The following is a 17940-nucleotide window of genomic DNA, read 5'->3' on the forward strand; positions in this document are numbered from 1 at the left end:
TGAACGCGTACCGGGAGCCGGGTGGCGCGGGCCGCGGAGGCGGCCGGGCTCACGGTGCGGGCGGCGTCGCGGGCGTCGGGCTTCGACTGGTGGGACGGCTCGACCTGGGCGGACACCCTGCGCGGCGCCGACGCGGCCTACCTCGCCCATCCCTCGGACGTCGGCGCCCCGGGCGCCGCCGAGGCGGTCGGTGCCCCGGCGCGGGAGGCGGCCGGGCTCGGGGTGCGGCGGTTGGTGCTGCTGTCCGCGCGGGGCGAGGACCAGGCGCTGCCGACCGAGGCGGCGCTGCACGCCTCGGGGGCGGAGTGGACGGTCGTACGGGCCGCCTGGTTCGCGCAGAACTTCAGCGAGGGCCCGCTGGTGGCGGAGCTGTGGGAGCGCGGGGAGCTGGTGTTCCCGGCGGGCGGGGTGCGGGAGCCGTTCCTACGTGCGGGACATCGCGGACGTGGTGGTGACCGCGCTGACGTCCGGCGAGCGGTACGTGGGGCGGACCCTCACCCTCTCCGGGACGCGGCTGCTGACCTTCGGTGAGGCCGTCGCGGAGATCGCGGGGGCGGCGGGGCGCCCGCTGCGGTACGGGCGGTCTCGACGCGGGACTACGGAGCGGCGCTGGCCGGTTTCGGTGTGCCGCCCGGGGAGGTGGCGAGCATGACGGAGATCTTCGGCACCCTCCTCGACGGCCGCAACGCGCACCTCTCGGACGGTGTGCGGGAGGTCCTGGGCCGTGCGCCCCGGGATTTCGGCGACTTCGTGCGCGAGGAGGCCGCGGCCGGGAGCTGGAAGGGCTGAGACCGGCGCCCCTCACTTGTCCTCGGGCGGCTGCCCCTCCCCGTTGACCTGGGTGCTCTTCACATGGGCGTTCTTCACGTGAGCGTTCTTCACATGGGTGCTCTTCACATGGGTGCGCAGGCGGGCCGACACGTCCTCCGGCGGCAGGAAGCGGGACCAGCGTTCCGGGAACTCGGAGGGCATGTCGGGGTCGGCCTCGCCCTCGGCGGTGGCGCGGGCGACGTACTCGGCGACCTGGGCCTGGCGCAGCCGCTCGTTGGCCTCGCGGGCCGCGGCCGTGGCGGCGGCCGGCCAGACCCGGTCGATGGCGGCGTTGACCGCGGCCCCGACGAGCACGGCGAACGCGGACACACCGATCCACAGCAGCACGGCGACGGGCGCGGCGAGGGAGCCGTAGATCGTGGGGCCCTCGACCGTGCTGGTCAGGTAGATCCGCAGCAGGAAGCTGCCGAGCACCCACATGCCGAGGGCGACCAGCGCGCCGGGCACGTCCTCGATCCAGGGGGAACGGACCGGGACGGACACGTGGTACAGCGTCGTCAGGAAGGCGATCGACAGGAGTATGACCACCGGCCAGTACAGGACCTGCACGAGCGTCGTCGACCACGGCACGATCCGCACCACCGCGTCCGGCCCGGCCACCATCAGCGGCAGCGCGACCGAGCCGATCAGCAGGGCCACGATGAACAGCAGGAAGGCCATCAGCCGGGTCTTGACGATGCCCCGGACGCCGTCGAGGCCGTACATCACGGTGATGGTGTCGATGAAGACGTTCACCGCGCGGGAGCCCGACCAGAGGGCGAACAGGAAGCCGATGGAGATGACGTCGGGCCGGCCGCCCTTTATCACGTCGTGCAGGATCGGCTGGGCGATCTCGCGGACGCCCTGGTCGGACAGGACCGTGCGGGAGGCCTCCAGGAGGTTGGTCTGGAGGCTCTCGATGGTGTCGGCGCCGGTCCAGGCGTCGACGTAGCCGAGCAGTCCGATCATGCTCAGCAGCAGCGGCGGCACCGACAGCAGTGTGAAGAACGCGGCCTCTGCCGCGAGGCCCAGGATGCGGTACTCGACGCAGGAGTTGACGGTGTCCTTGACCAACAGCCAGGCGGTCCTGCGCTTGGAGACGTTCCGGTAGAGGGCCCGCGCCCGGTGGAGGCGCCCGGAGGGCGTGTCGGGGGTTTCACTTGCTGGCTGCACCCCCTAACGGTATCCGTCGTGCCCGGCCCCACTCACCCACAGGCCGGGTCTTCGCGGACCGGGCCGCCCACGCTGGTGACCAAGGTGCTACCGCGGGGTACGTTCGCAGCATGGCAGGCAGCACCCACACCGTGACGAACCAGGTCCCGCCGCTGGTCGGGTACGACGTCTTCTCCGCCGACCGGGCCCTGGCCGCCGCGGTCGACCGGCATCTGGAACCGGAACTGCGCGACGAGGTCCTCGGCGAGCTGGCGGCACTCGGCCGGACCTCCGGCTCGGCCCAGGTGCAGGAATGGGGGAGGCTGGCCAACGAGAACCCGCCGCGGCTGCTCACCCACGACCGGTACGGCAACCGCGTCGACGAGGTCGAGTTCCACCCCTCCTGGCACCGGCTGCTCGGCAAGGGCGTCTCGGCCGGTCTGACGGCGGCCTGGGACCGCCCGGCCGGACATCTGCGGCGGGCCGCCGCGTTCCTGGTGTGGACGCAGGTCGAGGCCGGCAACGGCTGCCCGCTGTCCATGACGCACGCGGCGGTGCCGGCCCTGCGCACCGACCCGGACCTGGCCGCCGAGTGGGAGCCGCGGCTGACGTCCATGGTCTACGACCGTGAGCTGCGGCCCGCGCACCTCAAGGCCGGGGCGCTGTTCGGGATGGGCATGACGGAGAAGCAGGGCGGCAGCGACGTCCGGGCGAACACCACGTCGGCGCGGCCCCTCGCCGAGGACGGGACGTACGAGCTGACCGGGCACAAGTGGTTCTGCTCGGCGCCCATGTCCGACGGCTTCCTGGTGCTGGCCCAGGCGCCGGGCGGGCTGACCTGCTTCCTGGTGCCGCGGGTGCTCCGGGACGGCACACGCAACGTGTTCCGGATCCAGCGGCTCAAGGACAAGCTCGGCAACCGGTCGAACGCCTCCGCCGAGGTCGAGTTCGACGGGACCTGGGCGCGCCGGGTCGGCGAGGAGGGGCGCGGGGTGCGCACCATCATCGAGATGGTCGCGGCGACCAGGCTCGACTGCGTGCTCGGCTCGGCCGGGCTGATGCGGCAGGCCGTGGCCCAGGCGGTGCACCACTGCACGTACCGCGAGGCGTTCGGCGGGAAGCTCGTCGACAAGCCGCTGATGCGCAACGTCCTCGCCGACCTCGCACTCGAGTCGGAGGCGGCGACGACCCTGGCGCTGCGGCTCGCGGCGGCCTGTGACGAGGGCGGCGAGCAGGAGCGGGCGCTGCTGCGGATCGCGGTGCCGGCCGCCAAGTACTGGGTGACCAAGCGGTGCCCGCCCGTTGCCGTGGAGGCGGCGGAGTGCCTCGGCGGCAACGGGTACGTGGAGGAGTCCGGCATGCCCCGGCTGGTGCGCGAGTCGCCGCTGAACTCGGTCTGGGAGGGTGCGGGCAACGTCCAGGCGCTGGACGTGCTGCGGGCGTTGCAGCGGGAGCCGGGCGCGCTGGACGCGTATCTGCGGGAGGTCGGGCAGGCGCGCGGTGCCGATCACCGCCTCGACGCCGCCATCAAGAACCTCCTGACCGAACTCGCCGACCTGGAGGGCGTGGAGGGGCGGGCGCGCCGGCTGGCGGAGCGGATCGCGCTGGTGCTCCAGGGCTCGCTGCTGGTCCGTTTCGCCCCACCGCAGGTCGCGGACGCTTTCTGCGCGGGGCGGCTCGGCGGCGACGCGGGCGCGGCGTTCGGAACGCTGCCGCACACGCTGGACCTGGCGTCGGTGGTGGAGCGGGCCCGGCCGGTGTCCTGATCCGCTCTGCTTCTCTTCGTGTGCGCGCAAAAGCGAGGGTGGTGCTGCGCCGACACGGCACCACCCCCGCCGCACTGGCCCGTTCGAGCCACGGAACGCCGCTCGGGACGGCGCCGCTCAAGTTTCAGACACGGCCGCGCTGTCCACCAGGGTTGCAAGGGGTTGCAACTTGCTGCTGACTGTACGCGGACTGTGCGCGCGCCCCTGGGGCAGGCGGCACTATGAGACGCACAGTCAAAAGCGACTCCGGGGGGCGCACGCGTATGGACGTCACGCACTTGGCCGCCGTCGACAGCACGCGTGCGGCCCGGGTCCTCAGCGAGGTCCGCTCCGCCCGGCTGGCGGGGCAGCCCGCTCCGGTGGCTCCGCGTCCGGTGATCGAGCGGTCCTGGGAGCGGATGATGCGCGGCGGCGTCGACCCGGAGAACGACGTCCGGGCCGATCCGCTGTCCCGCGAGGAGGTGCAGCGGCGGCGCGAGACGTCGGTATTGCGCCATGTGCTGCCGGTGCTGCGGGAGGGGCTGCTGGCGGCCGCGGACGTCGCCCACCACATCATGGTGGTGGCCGACGAGGAAGGCCGGGTGCTCTGGCGCGAGGGCAGCCCGCCGGTGCTGCGCAGGGCCGACGGGCTCGGCTTCGAACTCGGCGCGGACTGGCGTGAGGACGTCGTCGGCACGAACGGTCTGGGCACCCCGGCGGTGGTGCGCCGGCCCGTGCAGGTCTTCGCCTCCGAGCATTTCGTGCGCTCCCAGGCCGGCTGGACCTGTGCGGGCGCTCCCCTGACCGATCCGCGGGACGGCCGGCTGCTCGGCGTGGTCGATGTCAGCGGGCCGCTGGAGACGATGCATCCGGCCACGCTCGCCTGGGTCGGCTCGGTGGCCAAGCTCGCCGAGGCCCGGCTGCGGGAGATGCACCTGGAGTCGCTGGAGCGGCTGCGCGCGGTGGCGGCGCCGGTGCTGGCCCGGCTCGGCGGCCGTGCCCTGGTCGTCGACCCGGACGGCTGGACCGCCGCGGTCAGCGGCATGCCGTACGTGCGGCGTGTGGCCCTGCCGAAGTCGCTGTCGGCGGACCCGAGATGGCTGCCGGCGCTCGGGCTGTGCTCGGTGGAGCCGCTGGCCGGGGGCTGGCTGGTGCGGGCGGTCGACGACGAGCCGGTGCCGCGCGGCCCGGCCAGGATCGTGCTGGACCTCAGACAGGCGCGGCGCTGGTCAGTGGAGGTGCTCGGTGGGGCGGGTTCCTGGACCCGGGAACTGAGCCCCCGGCACGCGGAGTTGCTGTATCTCCTCGCCGTCCACCGCTCCGGCCGCAGCGCCTCGGGCCTGGCCGGGGACGTGTTCGGGGACCCGGCCCGCACGGTGACGGTGCGTGCCGAGATGTCGCGAGTGCGGCGGTATCTGGGGGCGTTCCTGGAGCACCGGCCGTACCGGTTCGCCGAGGACGCCGAAGTCGAGGTGCTGCTTCCGGACGACCCGCGGGAGCTGCTGCCGCACTCGGCCGCACCCGCGGTGAGCAGGCAGCGCAGGTCCGCACCGGCACCCTGAGGTTCACTCCGAGTGCCGTACAAGCCGCCCCGAGGGGTGCATCTTTCGCATATTTGCAGAGTCTTCGTCCCTCGCACCGCTCACCTGCCGTAGCATCCCTCTACGGACCACCCCACCTGCTCCTCCGTCAACGTACGGATCACCAGGCGCAGTTGGTCCGTCTCGGGAGGACGTTATGAAGCATCGCGGCAGACACCGGCGGCGCAGGCGGGGCAGGGCGCTGCGCGCGACCCTGGCCGGGACGGCTCTCGCGCTCACCGCCGCCGCCACCCTGATCAGCGCCTCGCAGGCCACCGTCGCCGACGCCCCCGGGGCTCTGAAGCCCCTCGCCGCGTCCGACGCGTCCGGGCGGCTGCCGCTGGCCGAGCACCGGGTACCCGGGCGGTGGCTGAACCGGCTGGCGTCGGAGATGGGCCCGCCCGTCGGCGTCGGCACGGTGCTGGAGAACGCCGACCTCCCCCTGCGGGACGCGGCCGGCTGCTCGACCGCCGAGAAGCACAGCCTGCCGGTCGAGCCGGCGGCCACCCGCGCGTACTGCTTCGGCGGCTCCGACACCCGGGGCTGGCGGGCCGGCGCGGTCACGACCTCGGGCGACGCGGACGACGACGGCCGCTGGGACGGCAACCGCGTGATCCTGTCCGGCTGGACCCGGGGCGCCGAAGGCGGCTCCATGGACGGCCCGGCCCCCGGGCAGGGCCTCGCCAAGGTCGCCTTCGTCGACGCGAACGAACCCGGCGCGCTCCGCTACACCTGGGCCCTGCTGGCCGTCCCGGTGGACGGCGGGCGGGACTACCGCGGGCTGGTCTCCCCGCTGTCCGGCATGGTCTGGTACCAGGACAAGCTGCTGGTGACGACCCGCGAGGGCGACCGGGACGCGCTGTACGTGTACGACATGGACCGCATCCAGCGCGCCACCGTCGAGTCCGACGCGGTCGGCCGGGTGCGGGGCGGCTGGGCGGCGCACGGTTACCGGTTCGTGCTGCCGGCCGTCGGCTCGTACACCCTGCCCGGCGGGGACGACGCGGCCCGCCCGGCCACCGTCTCCCTGGACCGCAGCACCTCCCCCGACAGTCTGGTCGCGAGCGAGTGGGTGCCCGCGGACACCGACCGGCGCACCCGGCTGTGGCGTTACGCGCTGAGCCGGGACCCGGCCCGCTCCGGCCTGCTCACCACCGACTCCTCCGGTGAGGCGGCCCCGGTCGAGGCGTACGAGACCAAGACCGCCGACGTGCGGGGCGTGCTGGCCCGCCGTTCGGACTGGTACCTGGACCGCGCGGCGGGCAGCCCGGGCGGGCACGGGACGCTGTGGCGCCAGGACACGGACGGCGCGCGGGCGACGGAGTGCGGCACCGACGAGACGCGGCACTGCTGGAGCGGAGGGTCGGGCTCCCTGTCCTACTGGGAGGAGACCGGCGAGGTCTGGTCCCAGTCGGGGCGGATGCTGTTCGCGCTGCCGCTGACGTCCATGGACAGGGCGCTGCGCTGACCGGCGCCGCCCGCGGAGCACGGGGCCGATCGACAGACGTGTAGGTCAGATGGTTTTCTGGCCCGCATGACCACCATCGCCGTGACCACTTGGTCCCTGGAGCAGACCGCCCCGACCGACCTGCTGCCGGCCGTCGCGCCGGACGGGGACGTCAGGGTCGTCCGCTCCGAGGCGCCCTCGCCCGAGTTCAGCCGGTTCCTGTACGCGTCGGTGGGCGGCGACATCCTCTGGACGGACCGGCTCGGCTGGTCGTACGCGCGGTGGGTGGAGCACCTGGAGCGGCCCGGCGTGGAGACCTGGGTGGCGTACGACCGGGGCACGCCCGCGGGGTACGTGGAGCTGGAGGCGCAGGACGACGCGGTCGTGGAGATCGTCTACTTCGGGCTGCTCCCCGCCTTCCGGGGCCGCCGCATCGGCGGGCACCTGCTGTCCTACGGCACGGCCCGGGCCTGGGACCTCGCGGACCGCTGGGCGGGACTGTCCCCGACGAAGCGGGTCTGGCTGCACACCTGCAGCAAGGACGGCGAGCACGCGATGGACAACTACCAGCGGCGCGGCTTCAAGCTGTTCGACACCAAGGTCGAGGAGGAGGCGGATGCCGCCGCTCCGGGACCATGGCCTGGGGCGTTCCCCGTCTGACCTGGACGGACACCTCGGGGACGCCCGATGTGACCAACGACACCCTTGTCTTGCTCTGCGAGACAAGGGTGTCCGCATCTTGGACGAAGCTGGACTCTGTCCAGATCGCCGTGACACGCTTCCGTCATGTCTGGAACTGGAATTGCCTTGGTGAGTCGGCGGCACGTCGACCTCGGCCGCATGTCCAGCGCCATCTGTCCGGCGCTCTGAGCGTACTCAGCCCGCGCCCGACATCCCCCTTCTCCTTTCCTTTCCCGCGCAATGACGCGCATGTATGCCCATGCGCGCACGCGCAGGTCAGAGCCGCATTCCCGCCTGTCCGAAGGACGTATCAACCATGGCCGCCACCCCGCAGAAGCCTGCCGCCGCGACTCCCCGCCGCAAGGTGAGCCGTCACCGCGGTGAGGGCCAGTGGGCCGCGGGACACTTCACCCCGCTGAACGGCAACGAGCAGTTCAAGAAGGACGACGACGGTCTCAATGTGCGGACACGCATTGAGACGATCTACTCCAAGCGGGGCTTCGACTCGATCGACCCGAACGACCTGCGCGGCCGCATGCGCTGGTGGGGTCTGTACACCCAGCGCAAGCCCGGCATCGACGGCGGCAAGACGGCCGTCCTGGAGCCGGAGGAGCTGGACGACGAGTACTTCATGCTGCGCGTCCGGATCGACGGCGGGGCCCTGACCACGCAGCAGTTGCGGGTCATCGGCGAGATCTCGCAGGAGTTCGCGCGCGGCACCGCCGACATCACGGACCGGCAGAACGTCCAGTACCACTGGATCCGGATCGAGGACGTGCCCGAGATCTGGAACCGGCTGGAGGGCGTGGGCCTGTCGACGGTCACCGCGTGCGGCGACACCCCGCGTGTGATGATCGGCTCGCCGGTGGCGGGCATCGCCGAGGACGAGATCATCGACGCCACCCCGGCGCTGGAGGAGATGAAGCGCCGGGTCCTGAACAACCCGGCGTACTCGAACCTCCCCCGGAAGTTCAAGACCGCGATCTCGGGCTCGCCGGTGCTGGACGTGGTGCACGAGATCAACGACGTCGCGTTCGTCGGTGTCGTCCACCCCGAACACGGCCCCGGCTTCGACGTGTGGGTCGGCGGCGGCCTGTCCACCAACCCCAAGCTGGGCGTGCGGCTGGGCACCTGGGTGTCGATCGACGACGTGCCGGACGTCTACGAGGGCGTCATCTCGATCTTCCGTGACTACGGCTACCGCCGGCTGCGCACCCGCGCCCGGCTGAAGTTCCTCGTCGCCGACTGGGGCCCGGAGAAGTTCCGGCAGGTGCTGGAGGACGAGTACCTCCAGCGCAAGCTGACCGACGGCCCGGCCCCCGAGCAGCCGTCCCAGCTGTGGCGCGACCACATCGGCGTGCACCGGCAGAAGGACGGCCGGTTCTACGTCGGCTTCGCCCCGCGCGTGGGACGCGTCGACGGCGCGACGATCACGAAGATCGCCGACCTCGCCGAGGCCCACGGCTCGGGCCGGGTGCGGACCACCGTCGAGCAGAAGATGATCGTCCTCGACGTCGAGGAGGACAAGGTCGACTCGCTCGTCGAGGGCCTGGAGGCGCTCGACCTGACCGCCCGGCCGTCCTCGTTCCGGCGCGGCACCATGGCCTGCACCGGCATCGAGTTCTGCAAGCTGGCCATCGTCGAGACCAAGCAGCGCGGTTCGCAGCTGATCGACGAACTGGAGCGCCGACTGCCGGACTTCGGGGAGCCGATCACGATCAACCTCAACGGCTGCCCGAACGCCTGCGCCCGTATCCAGGTCGCGGACATCGGTCTCAAGGGCCAGCTCATGCTCAACGACCAGGGTGAGCAGGTCGAGGGCTACCAGGTGCACCTGGGCGGCGCCCTGGGCCTGGAGGCCGGCTTCGGCCGCAAGGTGCGCGGCCTGAAGGTCACCTCCGACGAACTGCCGGACTACATCGAGCGCGTCCTGAAGCGGTTCCAGGCCGAGCGCGAGGACGGCGAGCGGTTCGCCACCTGGGCGGCGCGGGCCGGCGAGGAGGCCCTGTCGTGAGCGAGCGCGCCGCACCGTTCTACTGCCCCTACTGCGGCGACGAGGACCTGCGTCCGAGCGAGGCCGCTGAGGGCAGGCACGGCGCGTGGGAATGCGCGGCGTGCAACCGGGCCTTCTCGCTGAAGTTCCTCGGGCTGCTGGCCCAGGGACTGAAGCGATCCGATTCCGGAGGGGCACAGATATGACGACCGCTCAGGAAGAGCGCACCACCGAGGACCTGAAGCAGCTCGCCGAGCAGGCGGGCCGTGATCTGGAGGACGCCTCCGCGCTGGAGATCCTCCAGTGGGCAGCGAAGACGTTCGGCAAGCGCTTCTGCGTGACCTCCTCGATGGAGGACGCCGTGGTGGCCCACCTCGCCGCCCGCGCCATGCCCGGCGTCGACGTCGTCTTCCTCGACACCGGCTACCACTTCGAGGAGACCATCGGCACCCGCGACGCGGTCGAGGCCGTGATGGACGTCAACCTCATCACGCTCACCCCGCACCAGACGGTCGCCGAGCAGGACGCCGAGTACGGCCCGAAGCTGCACGACCGCGACCCCGATCTGTGCTGCAAGCTGCGCAAGGTGCAGCCGCTGGAGCAGGGCCTGAAGGACTACCAGGCCTGGGCGACCGGTCTGCGCCGCGACGAGTCCCCGACCCGGGCGAACACCCCGGTGGTCGGCTGGGACGAGAAGCGGCAGAAGGCCAAGATCTCACCGATCGCCCGCTGGACCCAGGACGACGTGGACGCGTACGTCACCGAGCACGGCGTGCTGACGAACCCGCTGCTGATGGACGGCTACGCCTCCGTCGGCTGCGCCCCCTGCACCCGCCGCGTCCTGGAGGGCGAGGACGCCCGCGCCGGACGCTGGGCGGGCCGCAGCAAGACCGAGTGCGGGCTGCACGGATGACGACGACGATTCAGGAGAGTGACGTGACGACCGGAGCCACCGTCTGGCTCACGGGTCTGCCGAGCGCGGGCAAGACCACCATCGCCTACGAGCTGGCCAGCCGGCTCCGCGCGGAGGGCCACCGGGTCGAGGTGCTCGACGGCGACGAGATCCGCGAGTTCATCTCCGCGGGCCTCGGCTTCAGCCGCGAGGACCGGCACACGAACGTGCAGCGCATCGGCTTCGTCGCCGAACTGCTCGCCCGCAACGGCGTGCTGGCCCTCGTCCCGGTCATCGCGCCCTACCAGGACAGCCGGGAGGCGGTACGCAAGCGCCACCAGGCGAACGGCACCGCGTATGTCGAGGTGCATGTCGCGACGCCCGTCGAGGTGTGCAGCGAGCGTGACGTGAAGGGCCTGTACGCCAAGCAGGCCGCGGGCGAGCTCACCGGGCTCACCGGCGTCGACGACCCGTACGAGGCGCCCGAGTCGCCCGATCTGCGCATCGAGTCGCAGAACCAGACCGTGCAGGAGTCCGCGGCATCGGTGCACGCCCTGCTCAGCGAAAGGGGACTGGCATGACGACCGCTGCCACCGTTTCCGAGGAGACCGACAGCCCGTACGCGCTGTCGCACCTCGACGCCCTCGAGTCCGAGGCGGTGCACATCTTCCGCGAGGTGGCGGGCGAGTTCGAGCGGCCGGTGATCCTCTTCTCCGGCGGCAAGGACTCCATCGTCATGCTGCATCTGGCGCTGAAGGCCTTCCGGCCGGCGTCGGTGCCGTTCTCCCTGCTGCACGTGGACACCGGGCACAACTTCCCCGAGGTCCTCGACTACCGCGACCGCACGGTGGAGAAGCACGGGCTGCGGCTGCACGTCGCCTCCGTGCAGGACTACATCGACCGCGGCGTCCTCAAGGAGCGCCCGGACGGCACCCGCAACCCGCTGCAGACGCTGCCGCTGACCGAGAAGATCCAGGCGGAGAAGTTCGACGCCGTCTTCGGTGGCGGCCGCCGCGACGAGGAGAAGGCCCGGGCCAAGGAGCGGGTGTTCTCCCTGCGGGACGAGTTCTCCCAGTGGGACCCGCGCCGGCAGCGCCCGGAGCTGTGGAACCTGTACAACGGCCGGCACGCGCCCGGTGAGCACGTCCGCGTGTTCCCGCTGTCCAACTGGACCGAGCTGGACGTGTGGCAGTACATCGCCCGCGAGGGCATCGAGCTGCCGCAGATCTACTACGCGCACGAGCGCGAGGTGTTCTCCCGCAGCGGCATGTGGCTGACCGCCGGCGAGTGGGGCGGGCCGAAGGACGGCGAGACCGTCGAGAAGCGGCTGGTGCGCTACCGGACCGTGGGTGACATGTCCTGCACCGGCGCGGTGGACTCCGACGCCGACACCATCGAGAAGGTGATCCTGGAGATCGCCGCCTCCCGGCTCACCGAACGCGGCGCCACCCGCGCCGACGACAAGATGTCCGAGGCCGCGATGGAAGACCGCAAGCGCGAGGGGTACTTCTAGAGATGAGCACCATCACGACCGAGGAACTCTCGGAGACCACGCTGCTGCGGTTCGCCACCGCGGGCTCCGTCGACGACGGCAAGTCCACCCTCGTCGGGCGGCTGCTGCACGACTCCAAGTCGGTCCTCACCGACCAGCTGGAGGCCGTGGAGCGCGTCTCCGCGAGCCGCGGCCAGGAGGCCCCGGACCTCGCGCTGCTGACGGACGGCCTGCGGGCCGAGCGGGAGCAGGGCATCACGATCGACGTGGCGTACCGCTACTTCGCCACCCCGCGCAGGCGGTTCATCCTCGCCGACACCCCCGGCCATGTGCAGTACACGCGGAACATGGTCACCGGCGCCTCCACCGCCGAGCTGACGGTGATCCTGATCGACGCCCGCAACGGCGTCGTCGAGCAGACCCGCCGGCACGCCGCCCTCGCCGCGCTGCTGCGCGTCCCGCACGTGGTCCTCGCGGTCAACAAGATGGACCTCGTCGGGTACGAGGAGAAGGTGTTCGCCGCCATCGCCGAGGAGTTCACGGCGTACGCGACCGAGCTGGGCGTTCCCGAGGTCACCGCGATCCCGATCTCGGCGCTCGTCGGCGACAACGTGGTGGAGCCTTCCGCGAACATGGACTGGTACGGCGGCCCGACCGTGCTGGAGCACCTGGAGACCGTGCCGGTCAGCCACGACCTGAGCCACTGCCACGCCCGGCTGCCCGTGCAGTACGTGATCCGGCCGCAGAGCGCCGACCTCCCGGACTACCGGGGCTACGCCGGTCAGATCGCCGCCGGTTCCTTCCGCGTCGGCGAGTCCGTCACGGTGCTGCCGTCGGGCCGCGCCTCGAAGATCTCCGGCATCGACCTGCTGGGCGAGCCGGTCGACGTGGCCTGGACGACGCAGTCGGTGACCCTCCTGCTGGAGGACGACATCGACATCTCCCGCGGCGACCTGATCGTCCCGAGCAAGGACGCGCCCGCGACCACGCAGGACATCGAGGCGACCGTCTGCCATGTCGCCGACGCCCCGCTGACGGTCGGGCACCGGGTGCTGCTCAAGCACGGCACCCGCACGGTCAAGGCGATCGTCAAGGACATCCCCTCCCGTCTCACGCTCGCCGACCTGTCCCTGCACCCGCACCCGGGACAGCTCGTCGCCAACGACATCGGCCGGGTGAAGATCCGTACCGCCGAGCCGCTGCCGGTCGACTCCTACGCCGACTCGCGCCGCACCGGCTCGTTCATCCTGATCGACCCGAACGACGGCACCACCCTCACCGCCGGCATGGTCGGCGAGTCCTTCGCGGCCCCGGAGCCGGTCAAGGACGAGTCCGAGGACGACGGGTGGGACTTCTGACATGACCTCCCCCGACTTCTACTCGATGTTCGCCAAGGAGGGCGGCCGCGTCGGCAGCGGTGCTCTCGGCAGCGGGCAGGGCGGAGTGGCGCGATGTGTGCGCTGACGTACGCGCACCGCATGCGCGCCCTCGCCCCCCGCCGCCGTAGACGAAAACCTGCCGACCTCCCGGCCACGACCTGAGAGACCGTGACCGCCGGGCCTCCGAGAGGACCACCTCCCGTGCCTGCTTCATCCGCTCTTCGCCGCGGCCTCGCGGTCGTCGCCGCACTTCCCCTGCTCACGCTGGCCGCCTGCGGCTACGGCTCCCAGGCCAAGGACGACGGCACCGCCAAGGTCGCCGCAGGGGCGAAGAAGATCGACGGTCTCGACAGCGTCAAGATCGGCTACTTCGGCAATCTGACCCACGGAACCGCGCTGGTGGGCATGCAGAAGGGCTTCTTCCAGAAGGCCCTCGGCGCCACCAGGGCCGCGCCCGCGGTCTTCAACGCGGGTCCCTCGGAGATCGAGGCGCTCAACTCCGGTTCGATCGACATCGGCTGGATCGGCCCCTCCCCCGCCATCAACGGCTACACCAAGTCCGCCGGCAAGAACCTGCGCATCATCGGCGGTTCGGCGTCCGGCGGTGTGAAGCTCGTGGTCGACCCGGACAAGATCAAGTCGCTGAAGGACGTCAAGGGCAAGCGCATCGCGACCCCGCAGCTCGGCAACACGCAGGACGTGGCGTTCCTCAACTGGGCGGCCGACCAGGGCTGGAAGGTCGACCCGCAGAGCGGCAAGGGTGACGTCACGGTCGTCCGCAGCGACAACAAGGTCACGCCGGACGCCTACAAGGCCGGGTCCGTCGACGGTGCCTGGGTGCCGGAGCCGACCGCGTCGAAGCTGGTAGCCGAGGGCGGCAAGGTGCTGCTCGACGAGGCGTCGCTGTGGCCGGACGAGAAGTTCGTGATCACGAACATCATCGTGCGGCAGGAGTTCCTCGAGAAGCACCCGAAGGTCGTCGAGGCCGTGCTGAAGGGCTCGGTCGAGACCAACAAGTGGATCAACGCCGACCCCGACGCGGCGAAGGCGGCTGCGAACAAGCAGCTGGAGGAGGACTCCGGCAAGGCGCTGCCCGCCGATGTGCTGGACCCGGCGTGGAAGTCGATCCGGTTCACCGACGACCCGCTGGCCTCCACCCTCGGCACCGAGGCCGAGCACGCGGTGAAGGCGGGGCTGCTCGAGAAGCCGGACCTGAAGGGCATCTACGACCTCGCGCCGCTGAACAAGGTCCTGAAGGCCGAGGGCGAGCCCGCGGTCGACGACGCCGGACTCGGCGCGAAGTAAGCCCGCACCCGAAGCCGCATTGTGAAGAGTTCCCAGGAGGTGACGACCATGGCCACGACCCTCGCCAAGGCCGCCGACGGCACCGAGTCGGCCACGCACGCCGCCCGGATCGGACACGTGTCGAAGTCGTATCCGGGCCCCGCCGGGCAGCAGCTCGTCCTGGACGACATCACCCTCGATGTCGCGCCGGGAGAGTTCGTCACCCTCCTGGGGGCCTCGGGCTGCGGCAAGTCCACCCTGCTCAACCTGGTGGCGGGCCTGGACCGCCCCACCGTCGGCGAGATCGCCACGGACGGCCGCCCGGCGCTGATGTTCCAGGAGCACGCGCTGTTCCCGTGGCTGACCGCGGGCAAGAACATCGAACTCGCCCTGAAGCTGCGGGGCGTGCCGAAGGCCGAGCGCCGGGAGCGTGCCGAAGAGCTGCTCGAACTGGTGCGGCTGAAGGGCGCGTACGGCAAGCGGGTGCACGAGCTGTCGGGCGGGATGCGCCAGCGCGTCGCGCTGGCCCGTGCGCTCGCCCAGGAGAGCAAGCTGCTGCTGATGGACGAGCCGTTCGCGGCTCTGGACGCCATCACGCGGGACGTGCTGCACGACGAGCTGACCCGCATCTGGCGCGAGACGCAGCTGTCCGTCCTGTTCGTCACGCACAACGTGCGCGAGGCGGTCCGGCTCGCGCAGCGCGTGGTGCTGCTGTCCTCCCGTCCGGGACGGATCGCACGCGAGTGGACGGTGGACATCCCGCACCCGCGCCGCATCGAGGACACCCAGGTGGCGGAGCTGTCCGTCGAGATCACCGAAGAACTGCGTGGGGAGATCCGCCGTCATGGCCAGCACTGATTCGACGACCGTCGCCAAGGACGGCAGCGATCTCGCCGGACTGGAGGCGGGCCTCGACGCGCTGGAGACGCGGCAGACGCTCCGCACGCCGTTCCGGCAGACTTTCGTCCAGAAGATCCTGCCGCCCCTCCTCGCCGTCGCGCTGGTGCTGGCGGTCTGGCAGGCGCTCGTCTCGTTCAAGATCGTCGACGACCCGGCCAAGCTGCCCGCGCCGTCCGCGGTGTGGGACGTCGTCCGGACGGCGTGGCTCCAGGGCGAGTTGCTCGGCTACATCTGGACCAGCGTCTCGCGCGGTCTGCTCGGCTTCTGCCTCGCCCTGGTGATCGGCACGCCGCTGGGACTGATCGTCGCCCGCGTGAAGTTCATCCGCGCGGCGATCGGCCCGATCCTGTCGGGCCTGCAGTCCCTGCCGTCGGTCGCCTGGGTGCCGCCGGCGGTGATCTGGCTGGGTCTGAACAACTCGATGATGTACGCGGTGATCCTGCTCGGCGCGGTCCCGTCGATCGCCAACGGCCTGGTCTCCGGCGTCGACCAGGTGCCCCCGCTGTTCCTGCGCGCGGGCCGCACGCTCGGCGCCACGGGCCTGAAGGGCACCTGGCACATCGTCCTGCCCGCCGCCCTGCCCGGCTATGTGGCGGGTCTGAAGCAGGGCTGGGCCTTCTCCTGGCGCTCCCTGATGGCCGCCGAGATCATCGCGTCCTTCCCCGACCTCGGCGTCGGCCTGGGCCAACTGCTGGAGAACGGCCGCAACGCCAGCGACATGGCCATGGTCTTCGAGGCCATCCTCCTGATCCTCGTCGTCGGCATCGCCATCGACCTGCTGATCTTCAGTCCGCTGGAGCGGTGGGTGCTGCGCAGCCGCGGCCTGCTGGTGAAGAGCTGAAGCCCATGAACAGCAAGCCCGTCCTCCTCGTCATCGCCCACGGCAGCCGCGACCCGCGTCATGCCGCGACGGTGCACGCCCTGGTGCGCCGGGTACGTTCGCTGCGCCCCGACGTACGCGTGGAGACGGGCTTCCTGGACTTCAACGTCCCCTCGGTGCAGGGGGTGCTGGAGTCCCTGGCGGTGCAGGGCGTCCGCGACGTCGTCGCCCTGCCCCTCCTCCTCACCCGGGCGTTCCACGCGAAGGCCGACATTCCCGCGGTCCTCGCGGACGCGCCCCCGCAGCTCCGCATCCACCAGGCGGACGTCCTGGGCCCCTCTCCTCTCCTCCTGGCAGCCCTGGAGCGGCGGCTGTACGAGGCGGGCCTGACCCCCGCCGACAAGTCCTCGACCGGGGTCGTCCTGGCCTCGGCGGGGTCCACCGACCCGGAGGCGATCGCAGTGATCGCAGAAATCGCGCGGGAGTGGCGGCACACCGGCTGGTGCGCCGTGCGGCCTGCGTTCGCCTCCGCTGGTTCTCCCGCGGGGTTCCCCCGCACCGAGGACGCCGTCCGCGAACTCCGCGCACTCGGCTGCTCCCGGGTCGCCGTCTCCCCGTACGTGCTGGCCCCCGGCTTCCTGCCGGACCGTATCGCCCGGGGGGCGGCCGAGGCGGACGTCCTGGCGGATGTCCTGGGACCGGCGCCGGAGGTGGCGCGGGTGGTGCTGGAGCGGTACGAGGCGGCACGGGTGCCGTTGCCGGCGGCCGTGAGCGCCTGACGGTCACGCCGCTGCTTCCTCGTGCGGTTCCGGCTGGAGGGCGAAGGAGTACGGGGCCCACGGGCCGGTGATCTCCACGCGGAGGCCGGGCACGCCCTGCGCCGCCGTGAGGATGCCCGTGCGGAATGCGGTGACCCGGTCCTTCGGGACGAGGTAGGCGTCGTTGCCGAGGTTGGTGCCGGGGGCCGTGCCCGCCAGGCTGCCGCGTTCTGGGGTGTGGGCGACGCGGTCGACGGCGAGGGTCCCGGCCGTTTCGGTGAGGTGGGCGGCGGCCTGGGCGACCGTACGCCAGGCCTCCTCGTTCCTGCGCTGTCTGCGGCGGCGGATCACCTGGTAGGCCCGCCCGACGCCGAGGCCCGTCAGGGGGTCCTGCGCGGACTCCGCGTCGGCCTCGGGCGGGGTGATGTCCGGGGCGGCGTAGATCTTCACGCCGAGTTCGACGTGGCCCGTGAGCCGGTCGAGCAGGGAGAGGAAGTAACCGCGGCGGGTGTCGAGGGCCTGCCGGGCGGTGTCCTCGTCGCGGTAGACGGTGGCGAGGCGCAGGGGCAGCACGGCGGTGCCGGACGCGACCAAGGCGGCCACCACGGCGTGGTGGGAACGGACCGTGGACTCCAGCCAGTCCAGGTCGTCGAGGTGGGCCTGGAGGGGTGCGTCGTCGTAGTCGGCGGGCGGGACGTGGCCGACGGCGAAGGCGAGCTGAGGGCTGCTGACCGCCGGGGTGACCAGGTGGATCGGCTCTCCGGCGACACCGCGCAGGTGGGCCGCGGCCGCCGCGGCCTCGGGGGTGCGGCGCAGGACCGCGTAGGCGTAGACGAGGTTCGTGTCGCTCATGACTGCGGGCTCCTGTCGGTGGCCGTGCGATTCCTCTCGCGAGACTCCGTTCTCGTGCCGTCCTTCCGTAGGTACGGAAGGGGTGGCTAAGGCGTTCAGCCGAACGCCCGGCGGGTTGACCGCGCGAGGGCGCGGCCCGCTCCGCGGACGACTGG

Annotated in this window: 17 protein-coding genes and 1 pseudogene; 16 read left to right on the top strand and 2 right to left on the bottom strand. The window is 71.7% G+C overall.

All coding sequences use genetic code 11. From position 1 onward, the window contains the following. Positions 1-21 precede the first annotated feature (21 nt). Positions 22-789: pseudogene (locus G3I77_RS18865) on the top strand (NmrA family transcriptional regulator). Positions 790-801: 12 nt separating this feature from the next. Here G3I77_RS18865 and G3I77_RS18870 read toward each other — a convergent pair. Beyond that, positions 802-1983 (bottom strand): YihY/virulence factor BrkB family protein, encoded by a 1182-nt coding sequence (locus tag G3I77_RS18870; protein WP_248505258.1) that lies wholly within the window; start codon positions 1981-1983, stop codon positions 802-804. Between the two features lie 110 nt (positions 1984-2093). Here G3I77_RS18870 and G3I77_RS18875 point away from each other — a divergent pair, with 110 nt between their 5' ends. The 15 genes from G3I77_RS18875 (at position 2094) to G3I77_RS18945 (ending at position 16954) form a co-directional block, all read left to right on the top strand. Next, a complete protein-coding gene (locus G3I77_RS18875; RefSeq protein WP_248505260.1) occupies positions 2094-3728 on the top strand; it encodes an acyl-CoA dehydrogenase family protein in 1635 nt (544 codons plus the stop codon). 263 nt (positions 3729-3991) lie between these two features. Then, positions 3992-5269, top strand: a complete 1278-nt coding sequence (locus tag G3I77_RS18880; protein WP_248505263.1) for a GAF domain-containing protein — start codon at positions 3992-3994, stop codon at positions 5267-5269. A gap of 175 nt (positions 5270-5444) precedes the next feature. Further along, positions 5445-6755, top strand: coding sequence for a hypothetical protein (locus G3I77_RS18885; RefSeq protein WP_248505265.1), 1311 nt, complete (start codon positions 5445-5447; stop codon positions 6753-6755). Positions 6756-6821: 66 nt separating this feature from the next. Next, positions 6822-7394 carry a GNAT family N-acetyltransferase gene (locus tag G3I77_RS18890; protein WP_248505267.1) on the top strand — a complete coding sequence of 191 codons (573 nt, stop codon included), beginning with the start codon at positions 6822-6824 and terminating at the stop codon, positions 7392-7394. 126 nt (positions 7395-7520) lie between these two features. Continuing rightward, complete coding sequence (locus tag G3I77_RS41215) at positions 7521-7604, top strand: putative leader peptide (protein WP_338117313.1); 84 nt, start codon at positions 7521-7523, stop codon at positions 7602-7604. 127 nt (positions 7605-7731) lie between these two features. Further along, positions 7732-9429: a nitrite/sulfite reductase gene (locus G3I77_RS18895; RefSeq protein WP_248505269.1), complete on the top strand. Its 1698-nt coding sequence runs from the start codon at positions 7732-7734 to the stop codon at positions 9427-9429. Continuing rightward, positions 9426-9614 carry a hypothetical protein gene (locus tag G3I77_RS18900; RefSeq protein WP_248505271.1) on the top strand — a complete coding sequence of 63 codons (189 nt, stop codon included), beginning with the start codon at positions 9426-9428 and terminating at the stop codon, positions 9612-9614. The genes G3I77_RS18895 and G3I77_RS18900 overlap by 4 nt, the downstream gene beginning before the upstream one ends. Further along, complete coding sequence (locus tag G3I77_RS18905; protein WP_248505273.1) at positions 9611-10321, top strand: phosphoadenylyl-sulfate reductase; 711 nt, start codon at positions 9611-9613, stop codon at positions 10319-10321. Before G3I77_RS18900 ends, G3I77_RS18905 begins: the two co-directional genes overlap by 4 nt. Next, on the top strand, positions 10318-10881 hold the full coding sequence (cysC, locus tag G3I77_RS18910; protein WP_248505275.1) for an adenylyl-sulfate kinase: 564 nt from the start codon (positions 10318-10320) through the stop codon (positions 10879-10881). Before G3I77_RS18905 ends, cysC begins: the two co-directional genes overlap by 4 nt. Next, positions 10878-11813, top strand: a complete 936-nt coding sequence (cysD, locus tag G3I77_RS18915) for a sulfate adenylyltransferase subunit CysD (protein WP_248505276.1) — start codon at positions 10878-10880, stop codon at positions 11811-11813. Before cysC ends, cysD begins: the two co-directional genes overlap by 4 nt. Before the next feature lie 2 nt (positions 11814-11815). Continuing rightward, positions 11816-13150, top strand: coding sequence for a sulfate adenylyltransferase subunit 1 (locus G3I77_RS18920; protein WP_248505278.1), 1335 nt, complete (start codon positions 11816-11818; stop codon positions 13148-13150). 222 nt (positions 13151-13372) lie between these two features. Next, positions 13373-14476 (top strand): ABC transporter substrate-binding protein, encoded by a 1104-nt coding sequence (locus G3I77_RS18930; RefSeq protein ID WP_248505280.1) that lies wholly within the window; start codon positions 13373-13375, stop codon positions 14474-14476. Positions 14477-14524: 48 nt separating this feature from the next. After that, on the top strand, positions 14525-15313 hold the full coding sequence (locus G3I77_RS18935; protein ID WP_248505282.1) for an ABC transporter ATP-binding protein: 789 nt from the start codon (positions 14525-14527) through the stop codon (positions 15311-15313). After that, positions 15300-16196: an ABC transporter permease gene (locus G3I77_RS18940; RefSeq protein WP_248505284.1), complete on the top strand. Its 897-nt coding sequence runs from the start codon at positions 15300-15302 to the stop codon at positions 16194-16196. The genes G3I77_RS18935 and G3I77_RS18940 overlap by 14 nt, the downstream gene beginning before the upstream one ends. Before the next feature lie 5 nt (positions 16197-16201). Further along, entirely contained in the window at positions 16202-16954 is a 753-nt protein-coding gene (locus tag G3I77_RS18945; protein WP_248505286.1) for a sirohydrochlorin chelatase, read from the top strand. 3 nt (positions 16955-16957) lie between these two features. On the opposite strand, the gene G3I77_RS18950 is transcribed toward G3I77_RS18945, so the two are convergent. Then, a complete protein-coding gene (locus tag G3I77_RS18950) occupies positions 16958-17785 on the bottom strand; it encodes a GvpL/GvpF family gas vesicle protein (protein ID WP_248505287.1) in 828 nt (275 codons plus the stop codon). Between the last annotated feature and the right edge of the window lie 155 nt (positions 17786-17940).

The organism is Streptomyces sp. D2-8 (assembly GCF_023184515.1).
GTDB lineage: Bacteria > Actinomycetota > Actinomycetes > Streptomycetales > Streptomycetaceae > Streptomyces.

Bases quoted from the DNA above. Each gene is read 5' to 3' on its own strand.
- G3I77_RS18875 (WP_248505260.1), top strand. From the start codon at position 2,094: ATGGCAGGCAGCACCCACACCGTGACGAACCAGGTCCCGCCGCTGGTC.
- G3I77_RS18880 (WP_248505263.1), top strand. From the start codon at position 3,992: ATGGACGTCACGCACTTGGCCGCCGTCGACAGCACGCGTGCGGCCCGG.
- G3I77_RS18885 (WP_248505265.1), top strand. From the start codon at position 5,445: ATGAAGCATCGCGGCAGACACCGGCGGCGCAGGCGGGGCAGGGCGCTG.
- G3I77_RS18890 (WP_248505267.1), top strand. From the start codon at position 6,822: ATGACCACCATCGCCGTGACCACTTGGTCCCTGGAGCAGACCGCCCCG.
- G3I77_RS41215 (WP_338117313.1), top strand. From the start codon at position 7,521: ATGTCTGGAACTGGAATTGCCTTGGTGAGTCGGCGGCACGTCGACCTC.
- G3I77_RS18895 (WP_248505269.1), top strand. From the start codon at position 7,732: ATGGCCGCCACCCCGCAGAAGCCTGCCGCCGCGACTCCCCGCCGCAAG.
- G3I77_RS18905 (WP_248505273.1), top strand. From the start codon at position 9,611: ATGACGACCGCTCAGGAAGAGCGCACCACCGAGGACCTGAAGCAGCTC.
- cysC (WP_248505275.1), top strand. From the start codon at position 10,318: ATGACGACGACGATTCAGGAGAGTGACGTGACGACCGGAGCCACCGTC.
- cysD (WP_248505276.1), top strand. From the start codon at position 10,878: ATGACGACCGCTGCCACCGTTTCCGAGGAGACCGACAGCCCGTACGCG.
- G3I77_RS18920 (WP_248505278.1), top strand. From the start codon at position 11,816: ATGAGCACCATCACGACCGAGGAACTCTCGGAGACCACGCTGCTGCGG.
- G3I77_RS18935 (WP_248505282.1), top strand. From the start codon at position 14,525: ATGGCCACGACCCTCGCCAAGGCCGCCGACGGCACCGAGTCGGCCACG.
- G3I77_RS18940 (WP_248505284.1), top strand. From the start codon at position 15,300: ATGGCCAGCACTGATTCGACGACCGTCGCCAAGGACGGCAGCGATCTC.
- G3I77_RS18945 (WP_248505286.1), top strand. From the start codon at position 16,202: ATGAACAGCAAGCCCGTCCTCCTCGTCATCGCCCACGGCAGCCGCGAC.
- G3I77_RS18950 (WP_248505287.1), bottom strand. From the start codon at position 17,785: ATGAGCGACACGAACCTCGTCTACGCCTACGCGGTCCTGCGCCGCACC.